Genomic DNA, 15,911 nt, shown 5'->3' on the forward strand with positions numbered 1-15,911 from the left:
CTTCATCGCACGCACCCTCGTTTGACGTGAAGCGCGCGACGGGCGAGAATGAGGGAGTCCTCAAGAGTGGGCCTGTGGCGCAGCTGGGAGCGCGCTTCCATGGCATGGAAGAGGTCATCGGTTCGATCCCGATCAGGTCCACCAACTTCCTTTCTACAAAATCCGGCTGAAAAAATGGTGCGAAAACGAGCGCTTTTTGCGCGTTTTTGTGCGGTTTTGACGCGTTTTGAAACGCTGGTTCTGGTCGATTACCGGACGTTTCCGTCCTGCGGGCGAGGACCCGAGAGTGACTGCACCGCGACAACGCCAAGCACAACCATTACTGCCAGAAGGGCGATCCACAGCAGCGCCGGGTGCCTCTCCGTAAACGGCCGATCGTCCGGTCGCGGCTGGTATGCAGGATTCGGCTCCTCGGGTCCGGCCGTCGCCGGCGCCGGATTCTTCTGCGGCGCGAACAGCGTCGCGTAATCGTAGCGTGGCGGCTGAAGAGAACTGTCGCCGTAGAAGAGCGTGTAGGAACTGTTCGGCGCAGCGTCAAAGCAGAGCTCGCGCTGCTGCATTTCGAGACGGACGTCCTTCAAGGCGAGAGGCGGGTCGTCGCCGTTTTCAATGGTGATGACCCAGGCCGTCTGTTCGTTCCCAAGCTCATTGCTGACGTCAACTGCGAGCCTTTCTTCGTCGATGTGCCGGCCGTCTGCGATCCGGTGGAGACGCAGGAGATTGCCCGAGAAACTGGGGAGCATCTCCACACCATGAGCGCTGTCCTCCTGCGGCTGAGTCTTTATTCCCGGCTGGATCTCTACGGTTACATCGCGGGTGAAGTTGCCGGTTTGATCCGTGGGCACAAAGAGAACGCGGTCGACCGGCACCTCCGCGGGCACGGTCAAGGTGATGACTGAAATGTGCTGCTGCTGTTTCACAACGGAGGTTTCAGCAACAAGTGTGTACAGGGCCTGCGTGACGGGATCGCGCGAGATGGATGCGGATTGGATCTCGTCCGGTTTCAGCGAGCCGGTGATTCGGAAATGCAGATAGCGGAAGTCCGATGGAGGCAGATGGAGAACGGTGCTGCGGCCGAGCTTCTGCGCGCTCAGGTCGAAGATGGTGAAGGCGCCGAGGCGAGTTTCGGCGGATGCATTTTCCGACTGGCTTCCAGAGACGTTGACCGTGGCGATGAAATTTTGTGCGGACACGCTAAGCTCGAGATCGCTGTACGTGCCTGACGGCATGGCGAGGTCGAAGCTGGTCTGCCCGTCGCGGGTGCCGAGATTCAGCGGATCGAGCGAGCTCCGCGAGGTTTCGACCGGAGCTGCGGCGCGAACGACATACGGAGTTTCGACGATACCGTTGAAGAGCCGCAGATCAGCGAGGGCGGGAGCGGCGTGCGCAAAAAACCCAGGGTCCAACACGACACAAGTTTGCGAGGAACTCTGCGCTATCCCTACAATCGACCGCTCGAAACGAAAGTGGTTTGTGTCCGTCGAGGCCCCGTTCAACACCAGCAGGGCAAGCAAAGCGGCTGCCTTCATGCGTTTTCGCTCTCCGGGCCACGGAGGTGCAGCCAGTCACGCTGATACACAAAGCTGACGGCCAGCAACAGCACACCGAGCCCCAGAAAGCTGAGAATCCGATAGCCCTGGCTGAGCGAATTGATGTCGCCGAGGAACACCTTGGCAATCGCTGCCGCGAGCAGCACCAGCGCCTGCCACCTTACAAACGCAGAGTGGCGCCAGAATCCGACAACGAGAAGAATCGCGCCGTAGATCATGAAAAACGCTGAGTACGTGAACTGCGCGTACATCCGGTAGTCATGCATCAGGCTCCAGTCGCCACGCCAGCGCACGAACCACCAGTAGCCATGAATCTCCCAACTCACAGCAATCAGGATCAGCAGACTGATCAGCAGCGCGGAAGAAACCGCCACTGTAGTCCAGGGAATCGTATGCTGCTCGCTCACGCTGGGCTCAGCGCTCCGCGACAACAGCGCGACGAACACGAAAACCGCAATGGCAACGCAATAGGTTGCGAACCGCTCATTCAGCAACGGTGTCAACGATGCAGGTGGATTGTTGAGCAACAGTGCTCCGAGTCCAAGCACGAGACCGATGAGGGCCAGCGTCCGAAGCAGCCACTGATCCAGCCGACGCGCCACCCACAGCATCGCCGCTCCCTGCACAAGCCAGCCGATCGTGAGCCACCGGCCCTGCGTCTTGAGCGGGATCGCGATCGTGAGGAACACGATCGCCGTGACGAGTTGTAACGCGGAAGAGACCGGCGAGTTCCGCCTGGCGATACCGCGCGCGGGAAGCCTCAGAAGCAGCAGATAAAAGGCCGCGAACGCCACCGCAAGCCACGGACTGGCCCACGCGGTCTCCTGCCGGTCGAGCAGCGCATAAAACGCCAGAAATCCCAGTGCGGCATTCGCCAGCGGGATGACGATTGTGGCCAGACTGTCCCATGGACTCGTCTTGTGCGTGCTTTCTTCGACGGTTCGCACAAGCCGCGGAGCGAACGCGAACAACAGGAAGAAACATGCGACGAAGAATGCGGTTCGTGCGAATTGATCGTCCGTGTAGAACCTGATCCACCAGCCCGCGACAAACAGCGTCGTGCCCGTGAACGCTGCGAAGAGAAGCCGCGACCAAGGACGAAGCATTGCCAGCAAAAGAACGGCAACATCCAGAATGAGCAGATAGGTGAATAAAGAGATTTCGTGGTTTTCGCCCGTCGACAGCAGCAGCGGCGTACTGAGTCCGCCAACGATTGAATACAGCGCGAGCAACTCCGAATCGCGCACCCACGACATGATTCCGTTGAACGCGGTGACCGCAATCATTGCGATGAACGCAACCGAGGATGGAATCAGGTGGAAGAGCGAAAACGCAGCCCACAGCGAAAGGTACAGAATGCCGCTGCCCAGCGCCTTCAGCGAGTAGGAGAAGATCACGTAGCCCTTGCGGCTGAAGCGCTCCGACCACGCGATCAGTCCGATCCCCGCGATCAGTCCGATGACCACGCGGCCCAGCGGCCCGATCCAGTGATTGTCGATGGCCAGCTTGAGGAACCACGACATCGCAATCAGGACTGCAAGGATGCCGATGCGGTTGAACCATTGCGAGCCGATGCGGCTCTCGAGCGATCGATCCGTCGCATGCGGCGCAGCAACCGCTACGCGCGCCGGAGGTGCACTTGCCACGGGTGTCGGTGTCGCTGCGACCTCACGGCCAGCGCTTTCCGGCGGTGGCACGTGGAACTGGACGGGTGCGGCGATCTCCGCGACAGGAGGCTGCTCCACCACGATCGGCGCATGCGATTGTTGCGCCCCGATCAGGCTTTCCAGCCACGCGACCCGTAAACGGAGCTCCGCCAACTGCTCTCGTAAGTCCTGAACATCGCTGCCGTTCATAACGGAACCAATGTACAGTGAGGCGCGCGGAAATCAGTAGATAACTTCGGTTTGCGACTTGCTTAGCGCACGATGCCGTCGCGCACGTCGTAGGCGACGACCCCGAGGTCGTTCAGCTCGCGCACGGTCACTTCCAGGTTGCGGCGAACCTGCGGCTCGGCCTTCGCAGGCGTATTCGTGGGCTCTTCGACCGACACCACCCGGCCGTAAGGCCACGCGCTCTCGGGAATCGAGCTCACCGCCTCATCCAGCTTGTCCAGCGAGATGTTCAGCTCCTGCTGGCGGGCGGAGACGGGGCGAAGCATGCCTCCGGAACCGAGTTGAGGGTCGGGGTCGGCGAGAGTGATGCGCAGCTCCAGCATGCCGGGCTCAACCGTGATCGACGGATTCTCCCACGACTCTGCTGTGTGGATCGCCATGAAGCGGCTCTTCGATGGCGGCGGGATCATATCCAGCTGCTGGCGATCGCTGTCCTGCCGGGCATTGCGCTCGGCGCGTGCCTGCTCCGCGTCCTGACTGAAGGTGTGGCTGTGGCAGCCGGACAGCACTCCAGTGAGTGGAAGCAGAACGAGGCAGGACAGAAGCGGCAGGCTGCGGCGGGTCACTGGTTAAGAATAGCAAGTCAGCGGTCAGCGGGGCAGCGAGTCATCAAGTGACTGAAGACGTTCAGGCTCCGGTCCATTTTGCCGGGCGCTTTTCCAGAAACGCGGCAAGCCCCTCGCGTTTGTCGACTGTCCCACACAGTTCGCCAAAGATTTCCGCCTCAACCTTGAGGGCGCCTTCAATGGGCAGATCTTGACCGCGTGCGACCGCCTGCATCACTGCGGAGATAGCCAGCGGAGCCATTCCCGCGATGGATTCCGCCAGCGCACGGGCACGCGTCATTAACTCGCCCGCCGGGACCACCTCGTCGACCAGCCTGAGCCGCAGCGCCTCAGTCGCGTCGACAGCAGCGCCTGTCAGCATCAGCCGCAGCGCCGCGCTCCGGCCGATGAGGCGCGGCAACCGCTGTGTTCCGCCGTAACCTGGGATGAGACCGAGCTTGAGCTCCGGCAGTCCGAGCTTCGCGCGTTCGCTGGCGATGCGGAACGTGCAGGCCAGCGCGAGTTCGCATCCTCCGCCGAGTGCGATACCGTTCACGCAAGCAATCACTGGCTTGCCGCAACGCTCAATCTGCAGGAACACCTGCTGTCCTCGTTCCGAGGCTGCGCGTCCTGATGTCGCATCGGTGCCGGCAAGCGCGCGGATGTCTGCGCCCGCGGCGAAGGCGCGTTCGCCGGAGCCGGTCAGCAGAATCACACGCACGCTCGCGTCGTTGCTTAGCTCTCCAAAGGCGAGCTCGAGCTCATCGAACATCACGGCATCGAGTGCGTGCAAAACCTCGGGACGGTCGAGCGTCACGGTTGCGATCGCGCCCTCATGCTCCACGCGCAGTCTCGTCCAGCGTAGGTCCGTCGATTCTTCTGTCGTAGACATCCCGGTTGAACCTCCAAAGCCCCTCAGCAAGCTGACGATACAATCGATCCTATGATCAAGGGAATCACCAGCATTGCGCCGGTTGCGTCGGAGGACGCCTATGCGAAGCTGGGCAGTCTCTTCCGCTCGTTGGGCTTTGAAGAGGGCAAGGGGTGGGATGTTGACGGCGGGAAAGGCGCGCCGTTCCTCGCGCCACTGGGCAATCTTGAGCTCGTCGTCGGCCGCGCACCCGCTGTGCCGCAAATCCTGATTGAGACGACGCAGCTCGATGCGGTGTATGCGGTTGTGCGCGCCTGGATGGCCACGAACTTCCGCACCGAAGAGGCTGTGGTTCGTTTGTCTGCACCGGCAGCGACGCACTGGAATTCACGGCTGTTTACCGCTGATCTCGCGCCCGGACTCAAGATCGGGTTCTGGCAATCGGAAAATCCACTGCGCGGGCGGCCGATTGCGATCGAAGGTGATCTGTCGGCAGAGGGCAAACGCTTCGCGATTGTCGTTGCGCGCTGGAATGCGGTCATTACGGATCGTCTTTTGCAGGGCGCGCTGGACGCGCTGCTGCGCTCCGGGGCGGAGTCGAAGCTGATTGAGATTGTGAGGGTGCCGGGGGCGTGGGAGATTCCGGCCGCGGCGCGCACACTGGCGGAGTCGAAGCGGTTTGCAGCAATCATCACGCTGGGCGTGCTGCTGCGCGGCGAGACAGCGCACTATGAGGCGATTTACACCGAGGTGGCGCGGGGGATTGGGCAGTCGCAGCAGGAGACGGGCGTGCCGCATTCGTTTGGCGTGCTGACCTGCGAGACGCTGGAGCAGGCGCTGGACCGCGCCGGGCTGAAGGCCGGCAACAAGGGCTTCGAGGCGGCGATTGCGGCCATCGAGATGGCGTCCATTGGCGCGAAGCTGGGCGCCAGGTTGCAGGGCCATGAAACGGAAGCGGGTCGCTGATGGGAACGCGCCGCAAGAGCCGTGAGCTGGCCATGCAGATGCTCTTCCAGGGCGACCTGGGGAAGCAGAAGCCGGAAGAGGTTGAGCGCCTGTTCTGGGAGTCGCGCGATGACGTTGACGACGAGACCAGAGGCTTTGCCGACGACCTTCACCGCCTGGCGACAAGGCGTGAGGATGAGGTCGACAAGCTGATCCAGAAGCATGCCAAGAATTGGCGGCTGGAGCGGATGCCGGCGGTGGACAGGAATTTGCTGCGGGCGGCGGTGGCGGAGATGCTGGGGTATCCGAATACGCCGGCACCGATCGTGATCAACGAGACGCTGGAGATTGCGAAGCGGTATGCAGCGCCGGAGAGCCTTCAGTTTCTGAACGGAGTGCTGGACGCCATCGGGCGCGAGCTGCTTGACGAAAGACTGAAGCGGTAGGGTCCCCCCTCCCCCCCCTGGTTTTTGCGCAAAATCTTCAAAGAAGAGGACTTAGGTCCGGACCTAGTGTGCGCCGGGCTGGGCTTAGAGCGTGCGGCAAAGTGAAGGCCCCTCGGGTGAGGGGCCTTTTTCAGTGGGTATTTTGTCAAGCCGAGCGCAGAGCTTTTCGTTCCTAATTTTCGCTTCAATCCCGGGTCAAGAGAATGTCAGGGGGCGCGACGGGGATCGCGCCCCTGTATTCGTTAAGACTGCAGCCTCTTCGGGTGCTGGGCGATGAGGTTGACCGGTGCGTTGCCGCTGCCGTTGGCGTTGGGCAGGGCGGGCTGGAGGACACCGGTTTCGGTTGCGGTGGTGCCGTTGATGGAGATCAGGTGGACCTGGCCGTCCGAGGCGCCGGCGTAGAAGTTGAGGTTGTCGGTGGAGAAGACGCCGCTGAGCGGGGCGGTGGCCGTGGTGGCCCCGTTGCCTAGCTGGAGATACGTCACCGCGCCTGTAGCCGGGACATACTCGGGCAGCAGACCACTGGAGCCCATGTAGGTGACGAAGGCGAGCGCCGAGTTGCTGGCCGGGACGACTCCATCGATTTGAGTGGCGGCGATCTGCGAGAGCGGGACCGCCGTATTGGTGTTCTGGAAGGTCAGCGGGGGAGCTCCAGGCATCGGGCAGGGAGTCTGGACCGGAAGGACGACGCTGATGTCGTCAAGGGTGGCTGCACCGCCGGTTACGGCGGCGCCGAGGATGTGGTTTCCGTCCGTGGTTGCGGCGAGGACGTCGGTCCGGGCTGCGACTTCACCGGCAAGCGGGTAGTAGACGTTGGCCGTGGTGGGCGGGTTGCCGTTGGAGCCCGGGGTAAGGATGGTGGTCGTCGGGCAATAGCTGCGGCCATCGGTTACTGTGCCGGCGAAGTAGGCGCCGACGTGGGGAACGGTCACGGTGACGTTGGTGTAGAGCGTGTTGGTCGGCGTGACCTGCCAGTTGTTGAAGGTGTTGTGTGTGAGCAGCGTGTTGGTGTTCGTGGTGATGTAGACGGTCTGGCTGTCCGGGGACCAGGCGGCGCTGGTTCCCACCACGTTGCCGTAGCTGGTGGCAATGGCGCCATTGCCGACGAGCGAAACGGTCTGGCGCGTCGGGTCGGTGACGACAACGGTGGTGCCGTCCGGCGAGACGGCGAGCACGGTACCGGGGATGGTCTGGTTGGCAGCCGATGCAGTGTTGCCCGCGGTGGAGATGGTCATGATGCCCTGCGGGCTGCCGAAGTAGAGGGTCGAGCCATCCTGGGACATGACCATCGAGTTGGGAACGTAGGGCAGCTTGATGGGCGTGCCCTGCTGCTTGAGGGTGAAGTCGTAGGGCACAACATACTGCGAGCTGGTGGACGCCATGTAGAGCACGGTTCCGCTGGAGCCGGCGGTGTTGACGGTGATGGCATTCGAAGTGAGCGGCTTGCCGTTGCCGAGATAGCCGATCTGGCTGAGGGGCGACGGATTGCAGACGCCGGGCTCGCAGACTGCCGTGATGTTGGCCGAGCCGGGGAAGCTGGGCAGAATGGAGCCGGACGAGGCCGAGATGGTCTGCGGGGTGGTGGAGTTGTAGGTCAGGCTGATGCCTGTGATCGGCTTGCCGTTTGTGTCAAAGACGGTCGCCTGTAAGGGCTGCGCGTTATTAAGCCCCACATTGATGTTGCTGCCGCTTTGGCCGACGGCGGTGAGCTGGATGCTGGCCGGAGGGCAGGTGGAAAAGAATCCGGCGTTGGAAGCCGTGGTGGAGTTGGACACCGTAGCGGTGATGTTCACGGAACCGGGCTGATTGGCGGTGGCGAAGCCGGCCTGGTCGATAGTGACGATGTTGGAGGCGCCCTGCGCGGCGAAGGTGAGGTGTCCGACCTGGCAGGTGATGTTGTGGGCGGGATCCGTAAAGCCGCCGTAGTAGACCTTGCCGGCGAGCTGGACACGGTTGTTCTGCGAGACGCAGGAGGTGCCGTCGTATCCGGGAGCGGGCGGCTCAGGGGTGGTGGTGTTGTTGGAGGGGCAGCAGTCGCTGGTTGGGTCGTTGGCGTTGCAGGACGTAGCCGATTCCGGTGTGACGAGCTGTACGCCGGTGACGGTCGGATGCACGTAGACGGCGATGGCGTTGGAGGTGACGCCGTCGGCGCTGGCGGTGATGTAGGCGACGGAGTTGGCTGGCGTGGTCGCGGGCGGATTGCAGATGGTGTAGTCGGGGATGCCGCTGCCGGACTGCCGGTTCCACGTGCCGCCGCAGACGGCACCGGTCGAGGGGTTCACGTCGGCGATGGCCATGTTGGTCGTGGCGTAGGTGTACTTGCTGACCGAGACGCTGTTGCCCTTGCAATCCTGCGTGGTGGCGGAGAGCCCGGAGATGATCTGCCCGTAGTTGACCGATTCGCCGACGACGGCGAGGTTGGGCGAAAGGCTGATGACGTAAGCCTGACCGACGACCGGACCCGAGTTGGCGCTGGCGCTGCAGTAAACCGGCGGGGCAGTTTTATGACCGCAGCCGATGACCGACAAACCGAAGGGAACCGTGAAGAAAAGAAGAATTGCCAGACCGACATAACGCCGGACTGATCTGGTGACAAACAGCCGCACTAAGAACCTCCCCGTTCAACCGGAACTCACGCTGAACGGTCAATCTCAACCGCCGGATCGTTGATCTCCGAGCCTCCAGTGTAGGTGTTGGACGGGGAAAGCGGCAAACGGGGGGACGGGGAAAAAGTGATTAGAGGCTAGAGGATAACGGGTAGAGGGTAGAGAGAACCGCCATGGCACATCTGCTCTGCACGGTTCTCTACCCTCTACGGCCTATCCTCTACGGTCTCGCTCACTTCTGCGCGGTCTGCTGGTTGGTGGTGGCGGGCATGTTGTCGGCGAACCATTTGAGCTCGCGCTGATTGCGGTCGGCGATGTGCTGGGGGTTGCGGAAGCCGTGGCCTTCGTCGGGATAGACGACGAGCTGTGTCTTCACGCCGAGGTCGCGGAGCGCGTGCCAGAACTCGAAGCTCTGCGGCGCAGGGCACTCGCCGTCGCGGTCGCCGACGATGATGAGCGTGGGGGTTTTGACCTTCTTGATGTAGGTGATGGCGGAGGATTTGGCGTAGACGGCGGGGTCGTCATAGACGCTGGCGCCGAAGAACGGGATCATCCACTGGTCGATGGAGTTTTCGCCGTAGTAGCTGAGCCAGTCAGAGAGGCCGGCGCCGGCGACGGCGGCGCGGAAGCGGTGGGTCTGGGTGACGGCGAACATGGTCATGAAGCCGCCGTAGGACCAGCCGGTGATGCCTTCGCGATTTTTGTCGATGGGGTATTTGGCCTCGATGGTGTCCATGCCCTTGAGGATGTCGCGGAGGTCGCCGTAGCCGAAGTCCTTGCGGTTGGCTTGGACGAACCTTTCACCCTGACCGAAGCTGCCGCGCGGGTTGGGGGCAAGAACGAAGTAGCCGGCGTTGGAGAACATGGTGTCAGGCCGCGGACCGGCGGAGGCGGAGGGACCGCCGTGGACGGAGACGATCAGCGGGTAGCGCTTGGCGGGGTCGTAGTCCCTGGGGAAGGTGAGCCAGCCCTGGACGTGGAAGCCTTCGTTCTCCCACTCGATCGATTCGAAGCGGGGACCGGCGGCGGTTTTGGTGGCGTCGTTGAGGTGGGTGAGCTGGGTGACCTTGTCGCCGTCGGCCAGGTAGATTTCGGGCGCGTGGGTGGGGCTGATTTCGGTAAAGGCGAGTGGGCCTTTGGTGGAGACGGAGACGGCGTCTTTGATCTGACCGCCGGAGACGGTTACTTCGCCGAGGTCGGTGGCGATGATTTCTTTTTTGGTGTCGGGATTCCAGTCAACGAGGCGGGTGTGGCCGCGGCGGTCTTCGACGAAGCCGAGCTCGTGGTCGTTGATCCAGGCTTCGAAGCAGGGGGTGCCGTCGATGCCGGGGGTGATGTCGGTGGGCTCGCCGTGCCCGTCGGAGGCGATGGTCCAGAGGTCGCCGCCCGTGGAGCCTTGGTCGGACATAAGGCCGCCGATGAAGGCGATGCGCTTGCCGTCAGGCGAGTAGCGGGGGACGGCGATCTGGAGGCCGTGGAGGGCGGAATGGGTGGTGTTGGGATTGAAGACGGAGCGCGGCTGCTCGGGGACGGAGTTGGCGTCGATGTGGACGGGCGCGGCCCAGAGCTGGGCGATCCACCAGTTGTTCTCGCCGGGGGCGTCGGCGGCGATGTAGGCGATCTCCTTGCTCGAGGGAGCCCAGTCGAACTCGTAGACGTGGAGTGTGAGCGGGGTGAGGAAGCTGCCGGTGCCGGAGGTGGAGTCGACGGCGTAGACGCGCTGGACCTCGACGCCGTCTTCGCCGATGACGCCGGCCCAGGGCTTCATGGCGTCGAGGGCGCCGGCGGTGCGGGTGGCATTTTCAACGAACAGGAAGGCGATGGATTTGCCGTCAGGGGACCAGGCGGGCTGGTTGATGTCGCCGGTGACGTGGGTGAGCTGTTTGACGTCGCCGGTGGACCTGGACCAGAGGTAGACCTGGGACTGGCGCGGGACGGTGGGGTCCTTGGACTCGGGGGCGCAGGCGCCGAGGAAGGCGAGTGTCTGGCCGTCGGGCGACCAGATGGGGCTGGAGTAGGCGCAGCCGGTGGCGTTGGGGATGGCGATGGTCTTGTCGTCTGTGGGGGCCGAGACAGAGGTGAGGTGGAGGGTCGAGCCGTCGCGGGAGCGGAGGGTCCAGGCGACGGTGGCGCCATCGGGCGAGAGGGCGACGGCGCCCGGGGCATGCATGTTGCCCATGCCACGCTGGGCGAGTGCGGGAAGTGCGACGAGGGCGGAGCACAGGGCAAGAGCGGGTAGCAGATGGCGCTTGAAGAACATGGAATGGAGCGTACCATTCGCCGGGATCGCTGCGCTCGGAGCGCGAGCGGGTGCAGATGGTCAGGCGGGGCGGCGGACGGAGTAGAGCGGGAACTCGCCGCGCGGGATGAAACCGAGGCGTTCGTAGAGGGCGATGGCGGTGGGGTTGCTGGAAGCGACGTGGAGATAGGAGCGCAGGCCGGCCGCGCGGTGAAGCTGGAGCATGTGGGCCAGCAGGGCGGGGGCGTAGCCCCGGCCGCGGAATTCGGGATGGGTGCAGAGGCCGGAGATCTCGCGGAAGGTGTCTTCGGCGCGCCGGATGTTCATGCGCTCGCCGCACACGGCGACGAGGCGGCCGGCGTTATTTCCGGTGCCGCGGGCGCTATTTCCGGCGCCGCGGGAGCTGCGGATACCGAAGTACGGTCCCATCTCGCAGGTGCGGATGCGGAAGAAGCCGGGGAAGGCAATGTCGGTGAGGTTGACCATCTCCTGAGCGTGGGCGCAGGTGAGGGGTTCGATGGTGAGGCTGTCGGAAATGGGTGGGATGGGGGCGGTGGCGGGCCACTCGAACTGGCGGACGGGGTAGGGACGGGAGGTGGTGATGCCGGGGATCGTGGGGGGAGCTTCGAAGGAGACGATGTAGGTGGATTCGCCGGGTTCGAGGAGCGAGTGGAGGTCGGAGAGCGCTGCGGCGGAGTTTTTGAGGAGGGCAGCGAAGGGCGTGATCTGGCGGGGGAACTTGAGGGCGAGGCCGTGTTGGAGGGAAACCTGGCCGAAGGTGGTGCTGAGGGATTCGAGCGGCGGGTTGGGGAACAGGAGGGCTGGGTCGGGTTGCATCTCCTTCAGATGTAGCAGGTTGGGAGTCAGCATCTATTCGCCGCGAAGAAACGTTCAGCTCGTCCAGGTCCCAAAATCGGGATCATGGGCGCACAGTTTTCGAGATCCGGCCCAATCTTGACGCTGTTTCAGCAACTTGGTAAAGTAAGAAGGTTCCGCGAATATCGGGAACGTGCCTTTCTGAGTGTCTGCGACACCCTCCTCCCCGCGAATTGGCGGGAACCCATGGGGATGGGCTATGCGGGCCGGAGCAGGCGAAACGGAGTTGGGGCGGGACGGCGTGAGTAAAAGGCGCTGTTCTGAAGAGCCTGGCCACCGTCGTCTGTCATTCAAGTGAGTGATGGCAATCCGCGTGGTTGAGCAGTACGGCCGCGTGCAGGATTCAGAACTTCGCCGGTGAGCGTTTGAGTTCACCGCCTTTCGTGTGTGCTGAACCCAGAGGGTTGGTGCCGGAAAGAGAGCGAAGGAGCTGCCCTGCGGCGTGTCCGAGGGAGAAATCGGAAGCCCGGTCGCGATATCGCAGGCCGGAGTTGCAAAGAAGGAAGAGGATTTTAGAGTGCCGACATTTCATCAGCTCGTGAAGCAGGGCCGCACGCCGACCCGTTATAAGACTGCCAGCCCTGCGCTGCAGGGATCGCCGCAGCGCCGCGGCGTTTGCACGCGTGTGTACACGCAGACCCCAAAGAAGCCGAACTCGGCGCTGCGCAAGGTCGCGCGTGTTCGCCTGACGAATGGCATTGAAGTCACGACGTACATTCCAGGCATCGGCCACAACCTGCAGGAGCACTCGATTGTGCTGATCCGCGGCGGCCGTGTGAAGGATCTGCCGGGTGTTCGTTATCACGTTGTTCGCGGAACGCTGGATTCGGTTGGCGTGGCGAACCGGAAGCAGAGCCGCTCGAAGTACGGCGCGAAGAGGCCGAAGGCAGCGGCGAAGTAAGGCGGCGAGTTAGTCGTTGGTGGTTAGTAGTCAGTGAAAAGACAGAAGCTTTAGGCCCAGAACGTGAGAGGTTCACCGCGCTGGGGGAAGAAGAGAGAGAAGAATGCCGAGAAAAGGTTATATCGCGAAGCGGGAAGTGGCAGCGGATCCGATCTATCAGTCGACGCTGGTCACGAAGTTTGTCAACAGCATGATGTGGGGCGGTAAGAAGTCGACCGCGCAGGCCATCTTCTACGAGGCGATGACGAACCTCGAAGCCAAGGGCGGCGACGAAGCTCTCAAGCTGTTCAAGAAGGCTGTCGAGAACGTGAAGCCGATGCTGGAAGTGAAGAGCCGCCGCGTCGGTGGCGCGAACTACCAGGTGCCGATCGAAGTGAACCCGGAGCGCCGGACATCTCTCGCGATTCGCTGGCTGGTTACGTACGGCCGCGCGCGCGGAGAGAAGGGCATGGTCGACAAGCTGACGGCCGAGCTGCTGGATGCGGCGAATGGCCGTGGCGCCGCGATGAAGAAGAAGGAAGACGTTCACCGCATGGCTGAGGCGAACAAGGCGTTCGCACACTATCGCTGGTAAGCGAAGAAATTAGAGATCAGAGATCAGAGATTAGTAAGTGCTGAGCTGATCTGAACAGGTTTGCAGAACAGCGGACTGGGTCCGCAGAAAGAACTACCGTGGCACGCACAGTACCTCTAGCCAAGTGTCGGAATATCGGCATCATGGCGCACATCGACGCCGGCAAGACGACGACGACGGAGCGAATCCTCTTCTATACGGGCATCACGCACCGTATCGGCGAGGTGCACGAGGGCACCGCGACGATGGATTGGATGGAGCAGGAGCAGGAGCGCGGCATCACGATCACGTCGGCCGCGACGACCTGCACCTGGAACGGGATCCGCATCAACATCATCGACACGCCGGGGCACGTGGACTTCACGGCCGAGGTGGAGCGCTCGCTGCGCGTGCTGGACGGCGCGTGCGCGTGCTTCGATTCGGTGCAGGGCGTTCAGCCGCAGTCGGAGACGGTGTGGCGGCAGGCGAATAAGTACAAGGTTCCGCGGATTTGCTTCATCAACAAGATGGACAAGGCGGGCGCGAACTTTGAGTATGCGACCTCGACGATCGTGAATCGTCTGGGCGCGCGCGCGATTCCGATTCAGATTCCTATCGGTGAAGAGTCGAAGTTCCAGGGTGTTGTGGATCTCGTGGAGATGCGCGGCATCGTGTGGAATGACGAGACGATGGGCGCGAAGTACGACGTCGTCGAGATTCCCGCGAACCTGAAGGCCAAGGCCGAAGAGATGCGCAACCAGCTGATCGAGGCGGTTGCGGACTCTGATGACGAGGTGATGCACAAGTACCTCGAGGGCGAGGAGATCACGGTTGCGGAGCTGAAGCGCGCTATCCGCAAGGCGACGATCTCGATGAGCGTCTTCCCGGTGCTGTGCGGAACGGCGTTCAAGAACAAGGGCATTCAGACGCTGCTGGACGCGGTGGTGGAATATCTGCCGAGCCCGCTGGATGTTCCGGCCATCGAAGGTGTCGATCCGGAGAATCCGGAGCACAGGCTTGTCCGCAAGGCGGACGACAGCGAGCCGTTTGCGGCGCTGGGATTCAAGATCATGACTGATCCGTTCGTCGGGCAGCTGATCTTCATTCGTGTGTACTCGGGCACGCTGAAGACTGGTGACTCGGTGCTGAATCCGCGTACGCGCAAGACGGAGCGTATCGGCCGTCTGCTGAAGATGCACGCGAATAAGCGCGAGGAGATCACGGAGATTCTTGCCGGCGATATCTGCGCGGCTGTGGGTCTGAAGAACCTGGTGACGGGCGACACGATCTGCACGGAGAAGGCTCCGATTGTGCTCGAGTCGATCGACTTCCCGGCGCCGGTAATCGAAGTTGCGGTTGAGCCGAAGACGAAGGTGGACCAGGAGAAGATGGGTCTGGCGCTGGCGAAGCTGGCGCAGGAAGATCCGACCTTCAAGGTCCGGACCGACGAGACCAGCGGGCAGACGATCATCGCCGGCATGGGCGAGCTGCATCTGGAGATCATCGTCGATCGCATGATGCGCGAGTACAAGGTTGAGGCGAACGTCGGCAAGCCGCAGGTGAACTACCGCGAGACCATCCGTTCCAAGGCTGAGGCGGAGGGCAAGTACATTCGCCAGACGGGTGGCTCGGGCAACTACGGACACGCCAAGATTCGGATTGAGCCGAACGAGCCGGGCAAGGGCTATGAGTTCTCGAACGACATCAAGGGCGGCGTGATTCCGAAGGAGTACATCAAGCCGATCGACCAGGGTATTCGCGAGGCGATGCTGGGCGGTGTGCTGGCGGGCTACGAGATGGTTGACATCAAGGTGAGCCTGTACGACGGCAGCTATCACGATGTCGACTCGAACGAAATGGCCTTCAAGATCGCCGGATCGATGGCGTTCAAGGAGGCTGCGCGCAAGGCCAAGCCGGTGCTGCTGGAGCCGGTGATGGCGGTTGAGGTGACGGTGCCGGAGGAGTATATGGGCACGATCATCGGCGACCTGAACTCGCGGCGCGGACGCATCGAGGGCATGGAAATGGTCGGCGGTGTGCAGGCCATCAAGGCCACGGTTCCGCTGTCGAACATGTTCGGCTATGCGACGGCGATGCGTGGAAGCACGCAGGGCCGCGCGAACTTCTCGATGGAGTTCAAGCAGTATGAAGAGGCGCCACGGTCGGTGAGCGAAGAGGTCATCGCCAAGGTGCAGGGCGAGAAGAAGTAAAGAGAGACAGCAGGAGCGTTTCTCTGGGGTTTTGCCGCAACGTAAGCCGCGCGCTGGAGCCGAAACATTTTCGGCGCGCGCAGAGACAAGGGTTAGCAGTAGCGAGCTAGACGATAAGTCTTCAGCAAAAAACGGAGAAGGTAGTCATGGCGAAGGAAAAATTTGATCGCAGCAAGCCGCATGTGAACGTTGGGACGATTGGTCATATTGATCACGGCAAGACGACGTTGACGGCGGCGATCACGAAGGTGCTGTCGAAGCACAACCCGAAGAA

General features: G+C 62.5%; 13 protein-coding genes and 1 tRNA gene. 7 read left to right on the forward strand and 7 right to left on the reverse strand.

The window, feature by feature from the left end; genetic code table 11:
• Nucleotides 1-68: 68 nt before the first annotated feature.
• A tRNA-Ala gene (locus VGU25_10070) sits at nucleotides 69-144 on the forward strand.
• A gap of 104 nt (nucleotides 145-248) precedes the next feature.
• Here the strand turns inward: VGU25_10070 and VGU25_10075 are convergent.
• The 4 genes from VGU25_10075 to VGU25_10090 form a co-directional block, all read right to left on the reverse strand.
• Complete coding sequence (locus VGU25_10075) at nucleotides 249-1,529, reverse strand: DUF3999 family protein (GenBank protein ID HEV2577545.1); 1,281 nt, start codon at nucleotides 1,527-1,529, stop codon at nucleotides 249-251.
• Nucleotides 1,526-3,370: a DUF2339 domain-containing protein gene (locus VGU25_10080; GenBank protein ID HEV2577546.1), complete on the reverse strand. Its 1,845-nt coding sequence runs from the start codon at nucleotides 3,368-3,370 to the stop codon at nucleotides 1,526-1,528. Before VGU25_10080 ends, VGU25_10075 begins: the two co-directional genes overlap by 4 nt.
• A 98-nt stretch (nucleotides 3,371-3,468) precedes the next feature.
• Nucleotides 3,469-4,011 (reverse strand): hypothetical protein, encoded by a 543-nt coding sequence (locus tag VGU25_10085; GenBank protein ID HEV2577547.1) that lies wholly within the window; start codon nucleotides 4,009-4,011, stop codon nucleotides 3,469-3,471.
• Between the two features lie 61 nt (nucleotides 4,012-4,072).
• On the reverse strand, nucleotides 4,073-4,882 hold the full coding sequence (locus tag VGU25_10090; protein HEV2577548.1) for an enoyl-CoA hydratase-related protein: 810 nt from the start codon (nucleotides 4,880-4,882) through the stop codon (nucleotides 4,073-4,075).
• A 51-nt stretch (nucleotides 4,883-4,933) separates the two neighbouring features.
• Here VGU25_10090 and ribH point away from each other — a divergent pair, with 51 nt between their 5' ends.
• A complete protein-coding gene (ribH, locus tag VGU25_10095; protein HEV2577549.1) occupies nucleotides 4,934-5,827 on the forward strand; it encodes a 6,7-dimethyl-8-ribityllumazine synthase in 894 nt (297 codons plus the stop codon).
• Complete coding sequence (gene nusB, locus VGU25_10100) at nucleotides 5,827-6,252, forward strand: transcription antitermination factor NusB (GenBank protein HEV2577550.1); 426 nt, start codon at nucleotides 5,827-5,829, stop codon at nucleotides 6,250-6,252. The genes ribH and nusB overlap by 1 nt, the downstream gene beginning before the upstream one ends.
• Before the next feature lie 242 nt (nucleotides 6,253-6,494).
• Here nusB and VGU25_10105 read toward each other — a convergent pair whose 3' ends face one another.
• The 3 genes from VGU25_10105 to VGU25_10115 all read right to left on the reverse strand — a co-directional run bounded on the left by VGU25_10105 (nucleotide 6,495) and on the right by VGU25_10115 (nucleotide 11,967).
• A complete protein-coding gene (locus tag VGU25_10105; GenBank protein ID HEV2577551.1) occupies nucleotides 6,495-8,858 on the reverse strand; it encodes a hypothetical protein in 2,364 nt (787 codons plus the stop codon).
• A gap of 232 nt (nucleotides 8,859-9,090) precedes the next feature.
• Nucleotides 9,091-11,118, reverse strand: a complete 2,028-nt coding sequence (locus tag VGU25_10110; GenBank protein HEV2577552.1) for a S9 family peptidase — start codon at nucleotides 11,116-11,118, stop codon at nucleotides 9,091-9,093.
• 60 nt (nucleotides 11,119-11,178) lie between these two features.
• Nucleotides 11,179-11,967, reverse strand: a complete 789-nt coding sequence (locus VGU25_10115) for a GNAT family N-acetyltransferase (GenBank protein HEV2577553.1) — start codon at nucleotides 11,965-11,967, stop codon at nucleotides 11,179-11,181.
• A gap of 523 nt (nucleotides 11,968-12,490) precedes the next feature.
• On the opposite strand from VGU25_10115, the gene rpsL reads away from it, so the two are divergent.
• The 4 genes from rpsL to VGU25_10135 form a co-directional block, all read left to right on the forward strand.
• Nucleotides 12,491-12,874, forward strand: coding sequence for a 30S ribosomal protein S12 (gene rpsL, locus VGU25_10120; protein ID HEV2577554.1), 384 nt, complete (start codon nucleotides 12,491-12,493; stop codon nucleotides 12,872-12,874).
• Nucleotides 12,875-12,977: 103 nt separating this feature from the next.
• On the forward strand, nucleotides 12,978-13,448 hold the full coding sequence (rpsG, locus tag VGU25_10125) for a 30S ribosomal protein S7 (GenBank protein ID HEV2577555.1): 471 nt from the start codon (nucleotides 12,978-12,980) through the stop codon (nucleotides 13,446-13,448).
• A gap of 98 nt (nucleotides 13,449-13,546) precedes the next feature.
• Nucleotides 13,547-15,637, forward strand: coding sequence for an elongation factor G (gene fusA / locus VGU25_10130; protein HEV2577556.1), 2,091 nt, complete (start codon nucleotides 13,547-13,549; stop codon nucleotides 15,635-15,637).
• Between the two features lie 146 nt (nucleotides 15,638-15,783).
• Nucleotides 15,784-15,911: GTP-binding protein (locus VGU25_10135; GenBank protein ID HEV2577557.1), on the forward strand; the 128-nt coding region annotated here is incomplete at its 3' end.

This window comes from Acidobacteriaceae bacterium (genome assembly GCA_035944135.1).
GTDB lineage: Bacteria > Acidobacteriota > Terriglobia > Terriglobales > Acidobacteriaceae > Granulicella.

Coding starts and splice junctions, on each gene's coding strand:
- VGU25_10090 (HEV2577548.1), bottom strand. CDS start 4,882: ATGTCTACGACAGAAGAATCGACGGACCTACGCTGGACGAGACTGCGC.
- rpsG (HEV2577555.1), top strand. CDS start 12,978: ATGCCGAGAAAAGGTTATATCGCGAAGCGGGAAGTGGCAGCGGATCCG.
- VGU25_10110 (HEV2577552.1), bottom strand. CDS start 11,118: ATGTTCTTCAAGCGCCATCTGCTACCCGCTCTTGCCCTGTGCTCCGCC.
- VGU25_10075 (HEV2577545.1), bottom strand. CDS start 1,529: ATGAAGGCAGCCGCTTTGCTTGCCCTGCTGGTGTTGAACGGGGCCTCG.
- VGU25_10115 (HEV2577553.1), bottom strand. CDS start 11,967: ATGCTGACTCCCAACCTGCTACATCTGAAGGAGATGCAACCCGACCCA.
- nusB (HEV2577550.1), top strand. CDS start 5,827: ATGGGAACGCGCCGCAAGAGCCGTGAGCTGGCCATGCAGATGCTCTTC.
- ribH (HEV2577549.1), top strand. CDS start 4,934: ATGATCAAGGGAATCACCAGCATTGCGCCGGTTGCGTCGGAGGACGCC.